We start from the raw sequence: 15,175 nt of genomic DNA on the forward strand, positions 1-15,175 counted from the left end.
CGACCCCTACGGCCGGATGCCGCGGACGATGTTGCCGATCAGGCCGTCGACGAAGGCGTCCGTGATCGGCTCGTCCGGGATCAGCAACCGGTGGTAGCACGCCCCCCACAGCTGGTCCACGACGATCTGCGGGTCGACGTCCGCGCGGAGCTGACCCCGGTGCTGCGCGCGGACCATCGCCTCGACCGCCAGGGCGCGCCGCGGCGCCGAGTAGCGCTCCCGGAAGGCCGCCGCGAGGTCGGGGTCGGTCTGGCCCTGCCCGATCAGCTCCGCGACGACGCGGCCTGCCCGGGTCCCCGTCATCAGCCCCGCGAACGCGTGGACCTGTGTGCGCAGGTCCGCCTCGATGTCCCCGGTGTCCGGGAAGGACAGCGTCTGCTCGACGGCGGCGAAGTACCCGTCCAGCGCGAGCGCCCCCTTCGAGGGCCACCACTTGTACAGGGTCGTCGTGATCGCGCCGGACAGCCTCGCGACGCGTTCGACGGTGAACCCGGCCATCCCCTCGTCGAGCAGCAGCGCGCCCGCCGCGGCGAGGACCTCCCGGCGCACCTCCACCGCGGGGCGCCTGCCCCGGCCACGCCGGACCGGCTGCGTCATCCCGACCTCCCTGTCGTGGACGCAACGTCCACATCCATACCTATATGGACGCCGCGTACACGAATACGGAGGGCCCCATGAACAGCACCGACGCCCCGCGGGTCGCGATCGTCACCGGCGCCTCGGGCGGGATCGGCCGCGCGGTCGTCGAGCGGCTGGCCGCGGACGGCATGCGGGTCGTCGTCCACTACTCGGGCAACGCCGGGCGGGCGAAGGAAACCGTCGAGGCGGTCGCCGCGGCCGGCGGCACCGCGGAGTCCTTCCGCGCGGACGTCGCGGACGAGGCCGAGGTCACGGCCCTGTTCGACCGCGCCGAGGAGCTCTACGGCGGCGTCGACGTCGTGGTCCATGCGGCCGGGGTCATGCTGCTCGCGCCGCTGGCCGAGCTCGACCTCGCGGACTTCGACCGCATGCACCGCACCAACGTCCGCGGCACGTTCGTCGTGGACCAGCAGGCCGCGCGCCGGGTCCGGGCGGGTGGCGCGATCGTCAACTTCTCGTCGACGGTCGTGAAGCTCGCCCTCCCGAGCTACACCGCCTACGCCGCGACCAAGGGCGCCGTGGACGCGATGACGCTGATCCTCGCCCGGGAGCTGCGCGGCCGGGACGTCACGGTCAACGCCGTCGCGCCCGGCCCCACCGCCACGCCGCTGTTCCTGGACGGCAAGGACGACGCGACCGTGGACCGGCTCGCGAAGGCCGCCCCGCTGGAGCGGCTCGGCACCCCGGACGACATCGCGGAGACCGTCGCGTTCCTCGCCGGCCCGGCCCGGTGGGTCAACGGCCAGATCCTCTACGCGAACGGCGGGATCGGCTGAGTCCTTCGCCCGGCCTGGATCCTTCGCCCGGCCTGGATCCTTCGCCCGGCCTGGATCCTTCGCCCGGCCTGGATCCTTCGCCGGATCGAAACCTCCGGCGCCGCCGGGAGGCGTGACAATCGGGCATGACCACGACCGTCCATGTTCCCCGGGACCCCGCCGCGGACGCCCGGCTGCTCTCCGACTTCGCCGCACTGTCGGCCATCGGCGCGACGCCCGCCGGCGGCGTCGAGCGGCAGGCCGCGACGCTCGAGGACGGCGCCATGCGCGCCTGGTTGACGGCGTGGCTCGTCGAGCGGGGGTTCACGGTGGCCGCCGACCGGGTCGGCAACCTCTTCGGCCTGTACGAGTTCGTCCCCGGCGCCCCGTACGTGCTGGCCGGGTCCCACCTGGACAGCCAGCCGCGGGGCGGGCGCTTCGACGGCGCGTACGGCGTGCTCGCCGCCGCGCACGCCGCTCACCGGCTCGTGGCGCACCACCGCGAGGCCGGGACGACGCCGCGGTTCAACCTCGCGGTCGTCGACTGGTTCAACGAGGAGGGCTTCCGGTTCAAGCCGTCGATGATGGGCAGCGCGGTGTTCACCGGGGCCATGCCGCTGGAGAAGGCGCTGTCCACCACCGACACCGCCGGGATCACCGCGGGGGACGCGCTCGCGCGGATCGACGCGCTGGGCGAGACGGACGTCTTCGGGGAGGCGCGGACCGTGCAGCTCCTACGCGGAGATCCACATCGAGCAGGGCCGGGAGCTGGACAAGTCCGGCACCACCCTCGGCCTCGTCGACGCGACGTGGGCGGCGAACAAGTACGAGATCGCGGTGCTCGGCAGCCAGGCCCACACCGGCGCCACCGCGATGGCGGACCGGCGGGACGCGCTCTACGGGGCCGCGCTCGCCGTCGTCGCGGTGCGGGAGCTGGCGGACCGCTTCGGCGAGGACCTGCACACCTCCTGCGGGCAGCTGACCGTCCACCCGAACTCCCCCGTCGTCGTCGCGCGGGAGGTGCACATGCACCTGGACCTGCGCTCCCCCAGCGACTCCCTGCTCGACGAGGCGGACGAGATCCTGCGCCGGCAGTTCGCGGAGATCGAGGTCAAGGCCGGGGTGGAGATCGAGCGCCGCTTCGCCCACACCTGGAAGGGCCACCTCTACCAGGAGGCGGGCGTCGCGCTGGCCCGCGCGGTCGCCGCGGACCTCGAGGTCTCGTCGATGCTCGTGAAGACCCGCGCCGGGCACGACTCGACGAACATGAAGGACCTGGTCCCGACGGTCATGCTGTTCATCCCGAGCGTCGAGGGGATCTCGCACGCCGAGGCGGAGTTCACCGCGGACGAGGATCTCTGCACGGGAGCCGACGTGCTCACCGAGACCCTCGCCCGGATGCTCGAGGGCGCCCTGGCGCCGTAGCTCCCCGGTCCGTGCGACGGTGCTCCGGCGGGCCCTTGCTCTGCACACACCGACGCACCGCCGCCGATGATCACGGCGCCAATGATCACGGCCCGCGACCCGAGCCGGGCCGGGTATGGCCGGTGAGCGGTCGCGAACGATGATCACCACCCCGTGACCACCTCCGACGTCCGGGTGGTGCGTGAGTGTGCGCAGAGCAGAAGCACCCCGCGCGCGGGAAGCGGTCAGTTGAGCGGGCGGACGCCCTCCGGCAGGTTCGCGCCGCCCAGGATGTCCGTCGTCAGGTCCGCGAGGTAGGTGAGCGCGGCGCGCTGGATCCAGGGGCCGTAGGACACCCGGGCCACGCCGAGCTCCTGCAGCCGGGCCTGGGACAGCGATCCGGGCACGTTGATCACGCTCACCCTGCGCTCGCCGATGCCCTCGACGAGCGCGGTGACGGTGGCCTCGTCGAGCCTGCCGGGCACGAAGACGCAGGACGCGCCCGCGTCGAGGAAGGCGCGGCCGCGCTCGATCGCGTCCGCGAGCACGTCCTTCGGGTCCCGGTCCGCGCCCTTGAGGAACGCGTCCGTGCGGGCGTTGAGCACGAACGGGACGCCCTCCGCCTCGCCGGCCTTCACCGCCGCGGACACCTCGCCGGCGGCGGTGGCGAGCGGGCGCATCTGGTCCTCGAGGTTCGCGCCCACCACGCCGACGCCGATCGCCCGGCGGATGGTCTCGCCGGCGTCGCCGTAGCCGGCCTCCAGGTCCGCGCTGACCGGGATGTCCACGGCGCCCGCGATCCGGCCGACCGCGGCGATCATCTCGTCCCGCGGGATGTTCTCGCCGTCGGGGTAACCGAGTGAGGCGGCGATGGAGTGGCTGGCCGTGGCCAGGGCCTTGCTCCCCTGGTCCGCCACCACGGTCGCGGTGATCACGTCCCACACGTTGACGACGACGAGGAGTTCCGGATCGGTGTGCAGCCGCAGCAGCTCGGCGGCCTTCGAGGACAGCGTCATCGGGGGGACGCTACTGCCGGCGACGCGCCGCCGCCGTCCGGTTCGGCGTGATCCTCCCCGAACGGACAGGGCGCGCCGCGGTCAGTTCGTCAGCACGCGGTTCAGCGCCGGCGCGACGTCGCGGTGTGAGTGCACCGGCGCCATCCGGCCGTGCCCCAACCGCGCCAGGTCCCGGCCGAGCGGCGCGTCGTGCTCGCCGTCGGTCTCCAGCAGCACGTGCAGCTCCGGGAAGCGGCGCGCGAAGGTCCGCGGGTCCGGCCCGGCGTTGTGCACCGCGTCCGTCAGCAGGATCGCGGTCCGCCTGCGCGCGGCGGAACGGGCCAGCTCGGTCTGGGCGACCTGCAGCCCGAACCCGACGTTGGTCAGCCCGCGCGCCGGGATGCGCAGCAGCTGGTCCAGCAGCGCGGTGGGCGTCGCCCGGGTCGTCAGCGGCTTGAGCAGCGCCGCGTCCGACCAGAACGCCACCACCGCCAGCTGGTCCCCGGCCCCGCTCAGGTCCGCCGACAGCGCCGCGACCGTGGCCGCCGCGATCCGCACCTTCTCCCCGCGCATCGAGCCGGACACGTCGACGATCAGCACCGCGGCGCGCCGCGACCCCATGCGTTCGCGGACGATGATGTCCGTGTCCTCCGGGCGCGGGCGCTCGGTGAGCATCTCGATCGTCTTGTCCAGGTCGATGTCGTCCGAGCCGTAGCGGTACGGCACCGACGCCAGGGCGCCCGTCCCGCGCTCCTGACGGGTGTCCCGCGGGCGGCGCCGGATCGAGAGCCGCCGCGCGATCCGCTGCGCCATCGCCGCGACCTCGCGGTCCGGCGGGACGTCCTCGAGGAGCTGGTCGAGCTCGCGGCGGCGCGCGGCCTGGGACGTGACGAGCACGCCCTGGCCGCCCGCGGGCAGGTCGTCCTGCCCGGATCCGCGGTCCGGGTCCAGCTCGACGACGACCGGGGCACCCTTGCCCGTCTCGAAGACGTTCGGCGCCTCGGTCAGCTTCTTGGGCTTGCGCCGCAGGGGCGCGAGGGTCCGTCGCTCACCGGTGTCCGCGGTGGGCAGCGCGACGGCGTTGTCGACGTTCAGGCGGTGCGGTCCCGGCGCTGCCCGCCGGCGGAGGAGAAAAAATGGTTCTCCCAGATCTCGGTGATCACCTGCTCCGGGGTGGACTCCGAGGCCTCGTCCATCCCGATCCGGGCGGACAGCGACAGCAGCGCCGAGTCCAGGACCACGTGCTCGCGGTCCTGGTGGGCGTCCAGCTTCGCCAGCTCGGTCGCGATCGCGACCAGGTCGATCGCGCCCCGCACGGAGGAGCCGCGGCGCAGCTCCGGGTGCACCCGGGTGGCCCGGGTGAGCGCGACGGCGTCGTCGACGAGGGTCCGGTCGTCGGACCCCGTGCGGACCTCGACGATGTCCGCCTCCTCCGCCGCGTTCTGGTAGCCGACGGCCAGGCGGTTCCAGCGGTCGTAGACCGAGTCCGAGATCCGGGCGGTCCCGATGTTGTCGAACGGGTTCATCGAGGCGAGCACCCGGAACGTCGACTCGGCCTTGATCGTGCCCACGCGGGGCACCGTCACCGCGCGCTCGGCCATCGCGCCGAGCAGCGTGTTCAGCGTGTCCTCCGGGGCGCGGTTGAGCTCCTCGATGTAGAGGAAGCCGCCCGCCTGCATGGCCTCGACCAGCGGGCCGGGCACGAAGTTCTCCGCGGAGTAGTCCTCCTGCAGCACCCGGGCCGGGTTGTGGTGCCCCACCAGCCGGGCCGGGGTGAGCTCCGCGTTGCCCTCCACCAGCACGAAGGGCACGCCCCAGTGCTCGGTGATCGCGCGCAGCATCGTCGACTTCGACGTACCGGGCGGGCCCTCGAGCAGGATGTCCCGGCCGGCGGCCACGGCCGCCAGCATGAGGTTCAGCTCGCGGTCGCGCCCCACCACGGCGGAGGCGATCGCGTCGCGGGCGGGAACGGACGTCGATGTCGACGCTGTCATCGGTCCTGACTCCTACTGGTCGAACGCTCGGTCACGAAGGGACGCTACCCCGCGGCCTGCGGCGGAGTCGTCCCGCGACGGAACACACACGCGGCCGGCGCGCCGAGCGCCGCGGGGAATCCGCCGTGCGCGTGCGAGGACGCCACGTTCACCGCGGCGACGGGCTCTTTCGACGACGGCACCTCCCGGGCGGCGGTGATCGAGGTTACGGGGCGGCCCGGCGGCTTCCCGGTCCGCGCGCCGCCCGGGGGACCGCCCGGGATGGCATCCTCACGGGCGAGGCCGGTCCCGTGTCCGACCCCCGTCCCCGTCTCCTGGAGCGTCCGTGACCGTCACCGTCGTCGTCGGCAACCCCAAGCCCGCCTCGCGCACACTGCAGGCGGGCCGCCTCCTCGCGGAGAAGCTGACCGGCAGCGCCCCCCACACCGTCCTCGACGTCGTCGAGCTCGGCCCGGGCCTGCTCGGCTGGGGCGACGAGGCCGTCGCCGCCGCGGTGAAGACCGTCCAGGAGTCCTCCGTCGTGGTCTTCGCCAGCCCGACGTTCAAGGCCACCTACACCGGCCTGCTCAAGCTCTTCCTCGACCAGTTCGCCGGCGGCACCGGCCTGCAGGACGTCGTCGCCGTCCCGCTGATGCTCGGCGCCGGGCCCGCCCACGCGATGGCCCCGGACCTCCTCCTCAAGCCGGTGCTCTCCGAGCTCGGCGGCACCTGCGCCCTGCCCGGGCTCTACCTGATCGACCAGACCTTCGCCGAGGACCCCGCCCTCGACGCCTACGCGCAGCGCTGGGCCCCGGTCGTCGCGGCCCTGACCGCCACCCCGTCCCTGACGGCGCACCCATGCGGATCCTGATCACCGGCGGGACCAGCGGCCTCGGCCTGGCGATGGCACGGGCGCTCACCGAGGACGGCCACCGGATCGTGCTCACCGGCCGGGACGCGGGTCGGGCGACCGCGGTCGCCGGGTCCCTCCCCGGCGAGGTGCACGGCATCGGGATGGACGTGCGGGACGCCGGTTCCGTCCGCGCGGGCCGCGACGCGACGGTCGACCGGCTCGGCGGCCTGGACGTCCTGGTCAACAACGCGGGGATCGGGATGCGGACCGTCAACCCGGCGTTCCTCACCGCGCCGCAGCCCTTCTGGAAGGTGCCCGAACAGGGCTTCCGGGACGTCGTCGACACGAACCTCACCGGCTACTTCCTCGTCGCCTCCGCGGTGGTGCCGGACCTGCTCGACGCACCCGCCGGGCGGATCGTGAACGTGACCATGAACCACGCGACGATGAGGCGCGCCGGGTTCGTGCCCTACGGGCCGTCGCGGGCGGGCGCGGAGTCGCTGTCCCGGATCATGGCCGCGGACCTCGCCGGGACGACCGTGACGGTCAACCTGCTGCTCCCGGGTGGCCCGACCGTCACCGGGATGATCCCGGACGGCGTGGACGCGTCCGCCATGCTGCCCGCCGAGATCATGGCCGCGCCGATCCGCTGGCTCTGCTCCCCCGCCGCGGACGGCATCCACGACGAGCGGATCGTGGCCACGGAGTTCGCGGACCGGTCCTGAGCCCACCGCGGGCGGTATGTGACATGTCCGGTTCGCCTTCTCCTCGGTGATCACGGCGACGTCGCCGCACCGGCGATGTCCTGCACCTTCGAGGGGATCCCGCGGCCGGCGATGCGGCTCGGCAACCCCTCCGGACCGCCGTACCCAGCGGTAACAACGGCGCAGGTCACCCCGGCCGTGCGAGACTTTCCGAGCGAGGCTCGACGACGGCCTCCGCCCCGGGAAACCGTTCCCGGGTTCGACGAACCGGCCGTATCCGGCCGGACGAACGCCGTCGGCGGTCCCGCACGCGGGGCGGCCACGCGCGCGAGAACGGGGTGGTCGGATGGGCACGCGACACGCGGCCGGAGGAGGTGCGACCGTGCTGGCGGGCGTCGGCTCGTCGGTGCCGGTCCACGTCGTCACGAACGACGACCTCGCGGCCCGCCTGGACACCTCCGACGAGTGGATCCGGTCGCGCACCGGCATCGTGACCCGGCACGTCGTGGCACCCGGCGTCGCGACGTCGGACCTGGCCGTCGAGGCGGGCGGGCACGCGCTGAAGTCCGCGGGCCGGGAGAACGTGGACGTCGTCATCGTCGCGACCACGACCCCGGACCGACAGTGCCCCGCCACCGCACCGGCCGTCGCGGCTCGGCTCGGGTTGGGCCACGTCCCCGCGTTCGACGTCAACGCGGTCTGCTCCGGTTTCGTCTACGGCCTGGCCACCGCGGCCGGGATGCTCGGCTCGGGGCTGTTCGGCTCGGCGCTGCTGATCGGCGCGGACACGTTCTCCACGATCCTGGACCACGACGACCGCAGCACCGCGTTCCTCTTCGGGGATGGCGCGGGCGCGGTCGTGCTGCGCGCCGGAGAGCCGGACGAGCCGGGCGCGCTGCTCGCCCTGGACATGGGCGCGGACGGCGACCTCGAGGACCTGATCATCGTTCCGGACGGCGGCGCCCGGAACCCGGACGGTCCCGCGGACCGCTTCGCGATGCAGGGCCAGGCCGTCTACCGGCAGGCCGTCGCGCGGATGACCGAGACCACGAAGGTCGTGCTGGAGAAGGTCGGCTGGACGCCCGAGGACGTCGACCTGTTCGTCGGGCACCAGGCCAACCAGCGCATCCTCGACGCCGTCGCGGGCCGGTTGGGGCTGCCGCTGGACCGGGTGTACAGCAACCTGGACCGCGTCGGGAACACCGCCGCGGCCTCCATCCCGCTGGCGCTCTCGGACGCCGTCGGCGAGGGTCGCCTCGACACCGGGGACAAGGTCGCGCTGGCCGCGTTCGGGGGCGGCGCGACGTGGGGCGGCGCGGCGCTGACCTGGCCGGAGCTGCGGGCACAGTAGAAGGCGGGCACAGCAGGAGCGCCCGGAGACCTCAGCCGGTGTTCCGCAGGCGCAGGGTGTCCCGCGGGCGCTCGCCGAACCGTTCCCGGTACGGGCATGATCTTCGGGCTCATCGACTACAACGAGGAGCTCAAGTACTTCGGCGAGGAGGTCATGCCGCTGCTGAAGGAAGCAGGCCTGCGGCACTGACCCGTCCGGCACCGGCCCATCCGACACCGACCCACCGGGCGCCCGGCCGGCCGCGGAAGAATCGCGGCCGGGCCGGGCGTTCTCCCGATATGGACCACGATCCGGCAGCGCTGATCGCGGCGGAACGCGAGGCGACGTCGTCGCGGATCGCGTCGCTGGCCCGCCAGCTCGAGGGGCTCGCCGCCGAGCAGGCCCTCACCACGCACGACGACGAGCACGATCCCGAGGGCGTCACGATCGGCTTCGCGCGCGCCCAGATCCAGGGCCTCCTCGCCGGGGCCCGCAAGGACCTCGACGCACTGGACCGGGCGGCCGGACGGCTCGCCACCGGGACCTACGGACACTGTCTGACGTGCGGGAACCCCATCCCCGACGCGCGGCTCGAGGCCCTGCCCGCCGCCGAGACCTGCCTGGCCTGCGCGACCCGCCGCCGGCGCTGACCCGACCGGCGAGGACCGCGCCGGAACCGGCCCCAGGGGTTCACCGGCCGTTCGCCGGGCAGCAACATCGATCACCGACCGGTCTCGTTGAACGGGTACCGGCGTCGGCGGCATCCGGGGAGCCCGCCGCCGACGTCGGATCCTCCGGTCGCGGGCGCCGCCGCTCAGGTGGGCGCGATCGGGATCGGACCGGTGCCCGCGCACGGTTCCTGATCCGGCCCCGGGGCGCGGACGGTCCGGCCGACGGGGAGCCGCGCGCAGACGGCGAACCCGCCGTCCGGGACGGGGCCGCTGTCCAGCTCCCCGCCGACGGAGCGCACCCGTTCGGCCAGTCCGGCCAGGCCCGCACCGCCGATGCCGAATGTCCCGCGTCGCGCCGCGTCCTGGCGCACCGGCCCGTTGCGGACCTCGACGCGCAGCCCCGCCGGCTCCCGCCAGTCCAGCGCCACCTCGACCGTCGCGCCCGGCGAGTGCCGGGCGGCGTTGGTCAGGGACTCCTGCACGATCCGGTAGACGGCCCGGTCCAGCGCGACGGTCAGCGGCCGCGGCTCCCCCGCCGGAGCGAGCCGGATCGCCATCCCACCGGCCGCGGAACGCTCCACCAGCCCCACGAGCTGCGCGGTGCCGGCCTCCTCGGCGGGTTCCGCGCCGGACAGGCCCAGCGCCGTCCGCATCTCCGCGAGCGCCCGCTTGGCGTGCACCCGCAGCCGGTCGGCGGCGTCCCGGGTCTCCGGCTCGGCCGTGGACGCGGACAGCGCCGCGGCGCCGACGGCGATCAGCGTGGCGTGGTGCCCGACGGCGTCGTGGATCTCCCGGCCGATCCGGGCGCGCTCCTCGGCGCGGGCCGCGGACTCGCGGGCCAGGACGGTCGCCTCGCGGGCCTCCTCCAGCTCGCGCAGGCTCGCGGTCAACCGGTCCCGCAGGGCGAGGAGCAGGCCGACGGCCAGCGGGCTGCCCGCGGACAGCACCGCGAACACGACGGTCAGGACCACGGACTGCCAGCTCAGCTGCTGCGTCACCAGCACCGGCACCACCGCGGCGACGACGGAGAGCACGAACCACGGCAGGGAGCGCCGCAACGTGCCGCTGCGCCGCCCCACCACGAACAGCGCGACGATCTCCGACGCCCAGCCGAGCCCGCCGGCGATCGCCCAGAACGAGCCGATGATCCCGAGCGGCGCCCAGAGGTGCCGCAACGGGAGCAGCGCGCACCCCACGAGGGCCGCGGTCACCGACCAGGGAAACGGCCCCGGGGCCGCGAGGAGCACGAACACGACCGGGACGCCGACGGCCGGCACCTCGAGCGCGACCGGCCGGGCCCACCGGGCCACGCTGCTCCGCCGGGCCACGCTGCTCCACGGCTTCATGGGGTCGGGGCTCACACCTGCCCCCAGCTCTGGGCGATCAGCGCGGCCTGCACCCGGTTGTCCGCACCCAGCTTGATCAGTAGCGCGGAGACGTACTTCTTCACCGTCGCCTCCGCCAGCCCGAGCTCGTCCGCGATCGAGGCGTTGGAGTTCCCGGCCGCGAGCAGCTTCAGCACCTGGTTCTCCCGCATCGTGAGGTCGGCGGGCGGCGACGGCGGGGTGGGCGCGGACCCGGCCAGCCGCGGGAGCAGCCGGGCCGCGATGCGCGGGTCGAGAACTGCTCCCCCGGCGGCGAGGTCGCGCACGGCGCGGATCAGCGCGTCCGGTTCGGCGTCCTTGAGCAGGAAGCCCTGGACGCCGATGCGCAACGCCTCGGCCACGTAGTCGTCGAGGTCGAAGGTGGTGAGCACGGCGGCGGGCGGCGCGTCCGGACGCGCGCACAGCACCCGCAGCGCCGAGAGACCGTCCCGGCCGGGCATCTGCACGTCCGCGAGGACGACGTCCGGTGCGTGCGCGTCGACGGCGTCGAGCAGCTCGTCGCCGTTCGCGGCCTCGCCGACGACCGTGATCGTCCGGCGCGCCTCCAGGACGGTCCGCAGCCCCGCCCGCAGCAGGGGTTCGTCGTCCGCGAGCACGACACGGACGGGAGACCGCGCATCCCCCGTTGCCGTGGTCATGCACCGAGCCTAGGGCATCCCGGGGCGCTGATCGGCGGTTCGCCGATCAGTGCTTGCGGCGACCGCCACGGGCGCGCTTCTCCCGCACCCGGACGGAGAGCCGCACCGGCGAGCCGGTGAAACCGAACTCCTCGCGCAGCCGCCGCTCCAGGAACCGGCGGTAGCCGGCCTCCAGGAACCCGGAGGTGAACAGCACGAACGTCGGCGGCCGGGTGGTGGCCTGGGTCGCGAAGAGCACCTTCGGCTGCTTCCCGCCGCGGACCGGCGGCGGGGTGGCCGCGATGACGTCCGCGAGCCAGCTGTTGAGCTGCCCGGTGGGGATGCGCCGGTCCCAGGAGTCCAGCGCGGTCCGCAGCGCCGGCGCGATCTTCGAGACCGAGCGGCCGGTCAGCGCGGAGATGTTGACCCGCTCCGCCCAGCGGACGCTGATCAGGTCCCGCTCCAGCTCGCGCTTCATCTCGGTGCGGCGGTCCTCGTCCACGAGGTCCCACTTGTTGAACACGATGACGAGCGCGCGCCCGGCCTCGTGGACCATCGTCAGGACCCGCTGGTCCTGCTCGGAGATCGGTTCGCTCGCATCCAGCAACACGACGGCGACCTCGGCCGCCTCGATCGCCGCCTGGGTCCGCAGGCTCGCGTAGTACTCCATGCCGCTGGCCGTCTTGACCCGCTTGCGCAGGCCCGCCGTGTCCACGAAGCGCCAGATCTCGTCGTCGAGCTCGACGAGGGAGTCCACCGGGTCCACGGTGGTGCCGGCGACGTCGTGCACCACCGAGCGCACCTCGCCGGACACCCGGTTCAGCAGGCTGGACTTGCCGACGTTCGGCTTGCCGACGAGCGCGACGCGGCGTGGCCCGGCGCCACCGGCGCCGAAGTCGTCCCGCGGGGTCTCGGGCAGCGCCTCCAGGATCGCGTCGAGCAGGTCACCGGAGCCGCGGCCGTGCAGGCCGGACACCGGGTGCGGCTCGCCGAGGCCGAGGCCCCACAGCGAGGCGACGTCGGAGACCAGGCGCTCGTCGTCCACCTTGGTGGCGGCGAGCAGGACCGGGCGGTCCGAGCGGCGCAGCACGTCCGCCGCGGCCTCCTCGGTGACCGTGGCGCCCACCCGCGCGTCGACGACGAGCAGCACGACGTCCGCCGTCCGCATCGCCAGCTCCGCCTGTGCGGTCACCGCCGCCTGCAGGCCCGTGGCGTCCGGGTCCCAGCCGCCGGTGTCGACGAGGGTGAAGCGGCGGCCGTTCCACAGGGCGTCGTAGGAGATGCGGTCCCGGGTGACCCCCGGGATGTCCTGCACGACCGCCTCACGCCGCCCGATCAGGCGGTTGACCAGCGTCGACTTGCCGACGTTGGGCCGTCCGACGACCGCCAGGACCGGCATGGGGACCCGCGGGCCGGCCTCGCCGTCGATCGGCTCGCCGAACTCGTCCTCGGTGGCGACGAACTCGTCCGGGTCCAGGCCCATGCGGGCCATCTCCACCCGGTCCGATCCCTCGAGAATGTTCTCGCTGCTCACGTACTGCTCCGTCATCCGTCACTACTGCGTCGGTCGTCGAGCTCCGCGACCAGCGCGGCCAGCTCGACCCGAATGGTCTCCGTGGCCGCGACGAGGTCCGCGCGGCCCTTTCCGGTGGGTGCCGGCAGGGGTTCGCCGACGAGCACGTCCACCCGAGGCCGGAACCGGCGTCCGGCCCCGTCGGGACGTCGGGTACCCCGGCACACCACCGGCAGCACCACCGCCCCGGAGGCCCGGGCCAGCCACGCGGCCCCCTGCTGCGCCGCCGCGACGTCACCCTGCCCGCGGGTCCCCTCCGGGAACACGCCGACGACGCCGCCGCCGCGCAGGACGCCCAGCGCCGTCGTCAGCGGCGCCCGGCCGACCGAGCCCCGGCGGACCGGGATCTGCCCGATGCCGCGCAACCCTGCCCCGACCGGCCCGGTGAACATCTCCTGCTTCACCAGGAACGCCGAGCGGCGGCGAAGTAGTCCGAACAGCAGCGGCCCGTCGACCATCGCGCTGTGGTTGGCGACGAGCACCACCGGACCGGTGGCCGGGATGCGCTCCCGGCCGTGCACGACCAGCCGGAAGAACGGCCGGTACCACCAGGTCCCGAGCCAGCGGGCGGCGTCGTGCAGCGGCGGCACCGCGGTGGCCGGGAGATCCGTGGCGGTGGCGCCGCCGTCCCGGGTCATGGTCACCTGGGCGTGGGGCTGCACAGTCCCCGCTCCTCGACCAGGCCCAGCAGCGCCGTCAGCACGTCGTCCACGCTGAGCTCGTCGGTGTCCAGGACCAGGGCGTCCTTCGCGGCGTGCAGCGGCGAGACCGCGCGCGTGGAGTCCAGCCGGTCCCGGCGCCGCACGTCCGCCAGCGTGGCCTTCGCGTCCGCGGCGCGCCCGGCCCTGGCGTCCTGCCGGCGCCGACGCGCCGCCCGGACCTCGTCCGACGCCGTCAGGTAGACCTTGAGCGGCGCGTCCGGCGTGACGACGCTGCCGATGTCCCGCCCCTCGACGACGATCCCGCCGCCGGCCGCGACGGCGGCGTCGATCAGGCGCCGCTGCCGGGCGACGAGTGCCTCGCGGACCTCGGCCTGCGCGGACACCGCACTGACCAGCTTGGTGACCGGCACGTCCCGGATCTCCGCCTCGACGTCCTCGCCGGCCAGCCGGATGCCGGGCGCGGTCGGGTCCGTCACCGACTCGACGTCCGCCGCCGTCGCGACGGCGACGATCTTCTCGGTGGGGCTGGACTCGTCGAGCCCTGCCCGCAGGACGGCGAGGGTGGCGGCCCGGTACATGGCGCCGGTGTCCAGGTAGGCGGCGCCGCAGGCCACGGCGAGCCGTCGGGAGACCGTGGACTTGCCGGTGCCCGAGGGGCCGTCCATCGCGACGATGCCCTGCAACGTCTTGGCTTCGCGCACCAACCCGGACATCTCCGTACCCCTCGCCTCGCGTCCCTCGCCACCCCACACACGGCGCGAGCCGACGTCCATTGTGCCTTGGCGCGGTCCGGCGCCCGGGAGCGGGCCGAGCCGGCTACATCCCGACCGTGCGGTAGAGCGACCCGACCTCGGTCTGGTTCAGCGGGCGGAGCTTGCCCGGGCGCTGGTCCCCCAGCTTGACGTCCCCGATCGCGGTGCGGACCAGGCGCTGCACCGGGTGGCCCACCTCGTCGAGCAGGCGGCGGACGATGTGCTTACGCCCTTCGTGCACCACGATCTCGACGATGGACCGGCCCGGCAGGGAGTCGATCAGCCGGAACGAGTGCACCTTGACCGGCCCGTCCTCGAGCTCGACGCCCTCGCGCAGGCGTTTGCCGATGTCCCGGGCGACCTGGCCCATCACCTCGGCGGTGTAGGTCTTCTCCACCTCGAACGACGGGTGCATCAGCCGGTGGCCGAGCTCGCCGTCGTTGGTCAGGAGCAGCAGGCCCTCGGTGTCCTGGTCCAGGCGGCCGACGTGGAAGAGCCGCCCGGCCTGGTTGAGCAGCTCGGTGCGCTGCATCACCAGGTCCCCGACACAGAGCCGACCCTTCTCGTCCGACATGGTCGAGAGCATCCCGGCGGGCTTGTTCAGGGCCAGGTAGACCTGGTCGTCCCGGAGCTGGATGCGGGAGCCGTCGACGTGGACGACGGCCGTCTGCGGGTCCACCCGGCGGCCCATCTCGGTGACGACCTTGCCGTCCACGCTGACCCGGCCGGCGGCGATCAGCTCCTCGGCGGCGCGGCGGGACGCGACGCCGGCCTGGGCCAGCACCTTCTGCAGCCGCACTCCGTCGGCGGAGGCGTTGCGGGGGTTGCTCATCTGGTTCACGTCCGTGTTCTGGTGCTTCTC

At 74.1% G+C, this 15,175-nt stretch carries 17 protein-coding genes; 6 read left to right on the forward strand and 11 right to left on the reverse strand.

Features of this window, described 5'->3' with window-relative positions:
* Positions 1–6: 6 nt before the first annotated feature.
* Positions 7–597 (reverse strand): TetR-like C-terminal domain-containing protein, encoded by a 591-nt coding sequence (locus tag WBK50_RS17835; protein WP_341336707.1) that lies wholly within the window; start codon positions 595–597, stop codon positions 7–9.
* Between the two features lie 77 nt (positions 598–674).
* On the opposite strand from WBK50_RS17835, the gene WBK50_RS17840 reads away from it, so the two are divergent.
* Positions 675–1,415, forward strand: a complete 741-nt coding sequence (locus WBK50_RS17840) for an SDR family oxidoreductase (RefSeq protein WP_341336708.1) — start codon at positions 675–677, stop codon at positions 1,413–1,415.
* Positions 1,416–1,872: 457 nt separating this feature from the next.
* On the opposite strand, the gene WBK50_RS17845 is transcribed toward WBK50_RS17840, so the two are convergent.
* Entirely contained in the window at positions 1,873–2,040 is a 168-nt protein-coding gene (locus WBK50_RS17845; RefSeq protein WP_341336709.1) for a hypothetical protein, read from the reverse strand.
* Between the two features lie 104 nt (positions 2,041–2,144).
* On the opposite strand from WBK50_RS17845, the gene WBK50_RS17850 reads away from it, so the two are divergent.
* Complete coding sequence (locus WBK50_RS17850; RefSeq protein WP_341339422.1) at positions 2,145–2,819, forward strand: M20/M25/M40 family metallo-hydrolase; 675 nt, start codon at positions 2,145–2,147, stop codon at positions 2,817–2,819.
* Between the two features lie 224 nt (positions 2,820–3,043).
* Here the strand turns inward: WBK50_RS17850 and WBK50_RS17855 are convergent, their stop codons facing one another.
* From WBK50_RS17855 to WBK50_RS17865, 3 genes are all read right to left on the reverse strand, one after another.
* On the reverse strand, positions 3,044–3,814 hold the full coding sequence (locus WBK50_RS17855; protein WP_341336710.1) for an isocitrate lyase/PEP mutase family protein: 771 nt from the start codon (positions 3,812–3,814) through the stop codon (positions 3,044–3,046).
* 81 nt (positions 3,815–3,895) lie between these two features.
* Complete coding sequence (locus WBK50_RS17860) at positions 3,896–4,690, reverse strand: vWA domain-containing protein (protein ID WP_341336711.1); 795 nt, start codon at positions 4,688–4,690, stop codon at positions 3,896–3,898.
* A 194-nt stretch (positions 4,691–4,884) separates the two neighbouring features.
* Positions 4,885–5,787 carry an AAA family ATPase gene (locus WBK50_RS17865; RefSeq protein WP_341336712.1) on the reverse strand — a complete coding sequence of 301 codons (903 nt, stop codon included), beginning with the start codon at positions 5,785–5,787 and terminating at the stop codon, positions 4,885–4,887.
* Positions 5,788–6,112: 325 nt separating this feature from the next.
* Here WBK50_RS17865 and WBK50_RS17870 point away from each other — a divergent pair, with 325 nt between their 5' ends.
* The 4 genes from WBK50_RS17870 (at position 6,113) to WBK50_RS17885 (ending at position 9,303) form a co-directional block, all read left to right on the forward strand.
* The gene (locus WBK50_RS17870; protein ID WP_341336713.1) at positions 6,113–6,637 is read left to right on the forward strand and encodes an NADPH-dependent FMN reductase; all 525 of its coding nucleotides are present in this window, start codon (positions 6,113–6,115) and stop codon (positions 6,635–6,637) included.
* Positions 6,625–7,344 carry an SDR family NAD(P)-dependent oxidoreductase gene (locus WBK50_RS17875; RefSeq protein WP_341336714.1) on the forward strand — a complete coding sequence of 240 codons (720 nt, stop codon included), beginning with the start codon at positions 6,625–6,627 and terminating at the stop codon, positions 7,342–7,344. The genes WBK50_RS17870 and WBK50_RS17875 overlap by 13 nt, the downstream gene beginning before the upstream one ends.
* A 325-nt stretch (positions 7,345–7,669) precedes the next feature.
* Positions 7,670–8,674 (forward strand): beta-ketoacyl-ACP synthase III, encoded by a 1,005-nt coding sequence (locus tag WBK50_RS17880; RefSeq protein WP_341336715.1) that lies wholly within the window; start codon positions 7,670–7,672, stop codon positions 8,672–8,674.
* A gap of 278 nt (positions 8,675–8,952) precedes the next feature.
* The gene (locus WBK50_RS17885) at positions 8,953–9,303 is read left to right on the forward strand and encodes a TraR/DksA family transcriptional regulator (protein WP_341336716.1); all 351 of its coding nucleotides are present in this window, start codon (positions 8,953–8,955) and stop codon (positions 9,301–9,303) included.
* A gap of 164 nt (positions 9,304–9,467) precedes the next feature.
* Here the strand turns inward: WBK50_RS17885 and WBK50_RS17890 are convergent, their stop codons facing one another.
* From WBK50_RS17890 to WBK50_RS17915, 6 genes are all read right to left on the reverse strand, one after another.
* Positions 9,468–10,685 (reverse strand): sensor histidine kinase, encoded by a 1,218-nt coding sequence (locus WBK50_RS17890; RefSeq protein ID WP_341336717.1) that lies wholly within the window; start codon positions 10,683–10,685, stop codon positions 9,468–9,470.
* Entirely contained in the window at positions 10,682–11,347 is a 666-nt protein-coding gene (locus WBK50_RS17895; protein ID WP_341336718.1) for a response regulator transcription factor, read from the reverse strand. Before WBK50_RS17895 ends, WBK50_RS17890 begins: the two co-directional genes overlap by 4 nt.
* Positions 11,348–11,393: 46 nt before the next feature.
* A complete protein-coding gene (gene der, locus WBK50_RS17900) occupies positions 11,394–12,809 on the reverse strand; it encodes a ribosome biogenesis GTPase Der (protein WP_445942370.1) in 1,416 nt (471 codons plus the stop codon).
* Positions 12,810–12,871: 62 nt separating this feature from the next.
* A complete protein-coding gene (locus tag WBK50_RS17905) occupies positions 12,872–13,537 on the reverse strand; it encodes a lysophospholipid acyltransferase family protein (RefSeq protein WP_341339423.1) in 666 nt (221 codons plus the stop codon).
* A 2-nt stretch (positions 13,538–13,539) separates the two neighbouring features.
* Positions 13,540–14,274: a (d)CMP kinase gene (gene cmk / locus WBK50_RS17910; RefSeq protein WP_341336720.1), complete on the reverse strand. Its 735-nt coding sequence runs from the start codon at positions 14,272–14,274 to the stop codon at positions 13,540–13,542.
* Positions 14,275–14,377: 103 nt separating this feature from the next.
* Positions 14,378–15,145 carry a pseudouridine synthase gene (locus tag WBK50_RS17915; RefSeq protein ID WP_341336721.1) on the reverse strand — a complete coding sequence of 256 codons (768 nt, stop codon included), beginning with the start codon at positions 15,143–15,145 and terminating at the stop codon, positions 14,378–14,380.
* Positions 15,146–15,175: the final 30 nt, after the last annotated feature.

Origin of the sequence: Pseudonocardia sp. T1-2H (assembly GCF_038039215.1) — a bacterium.
GTDB lineage: Bacteria > Actinomycetota > Actinomycetes > Mycobacteriales > Pseudonocardiaceae > Pseudonocardia.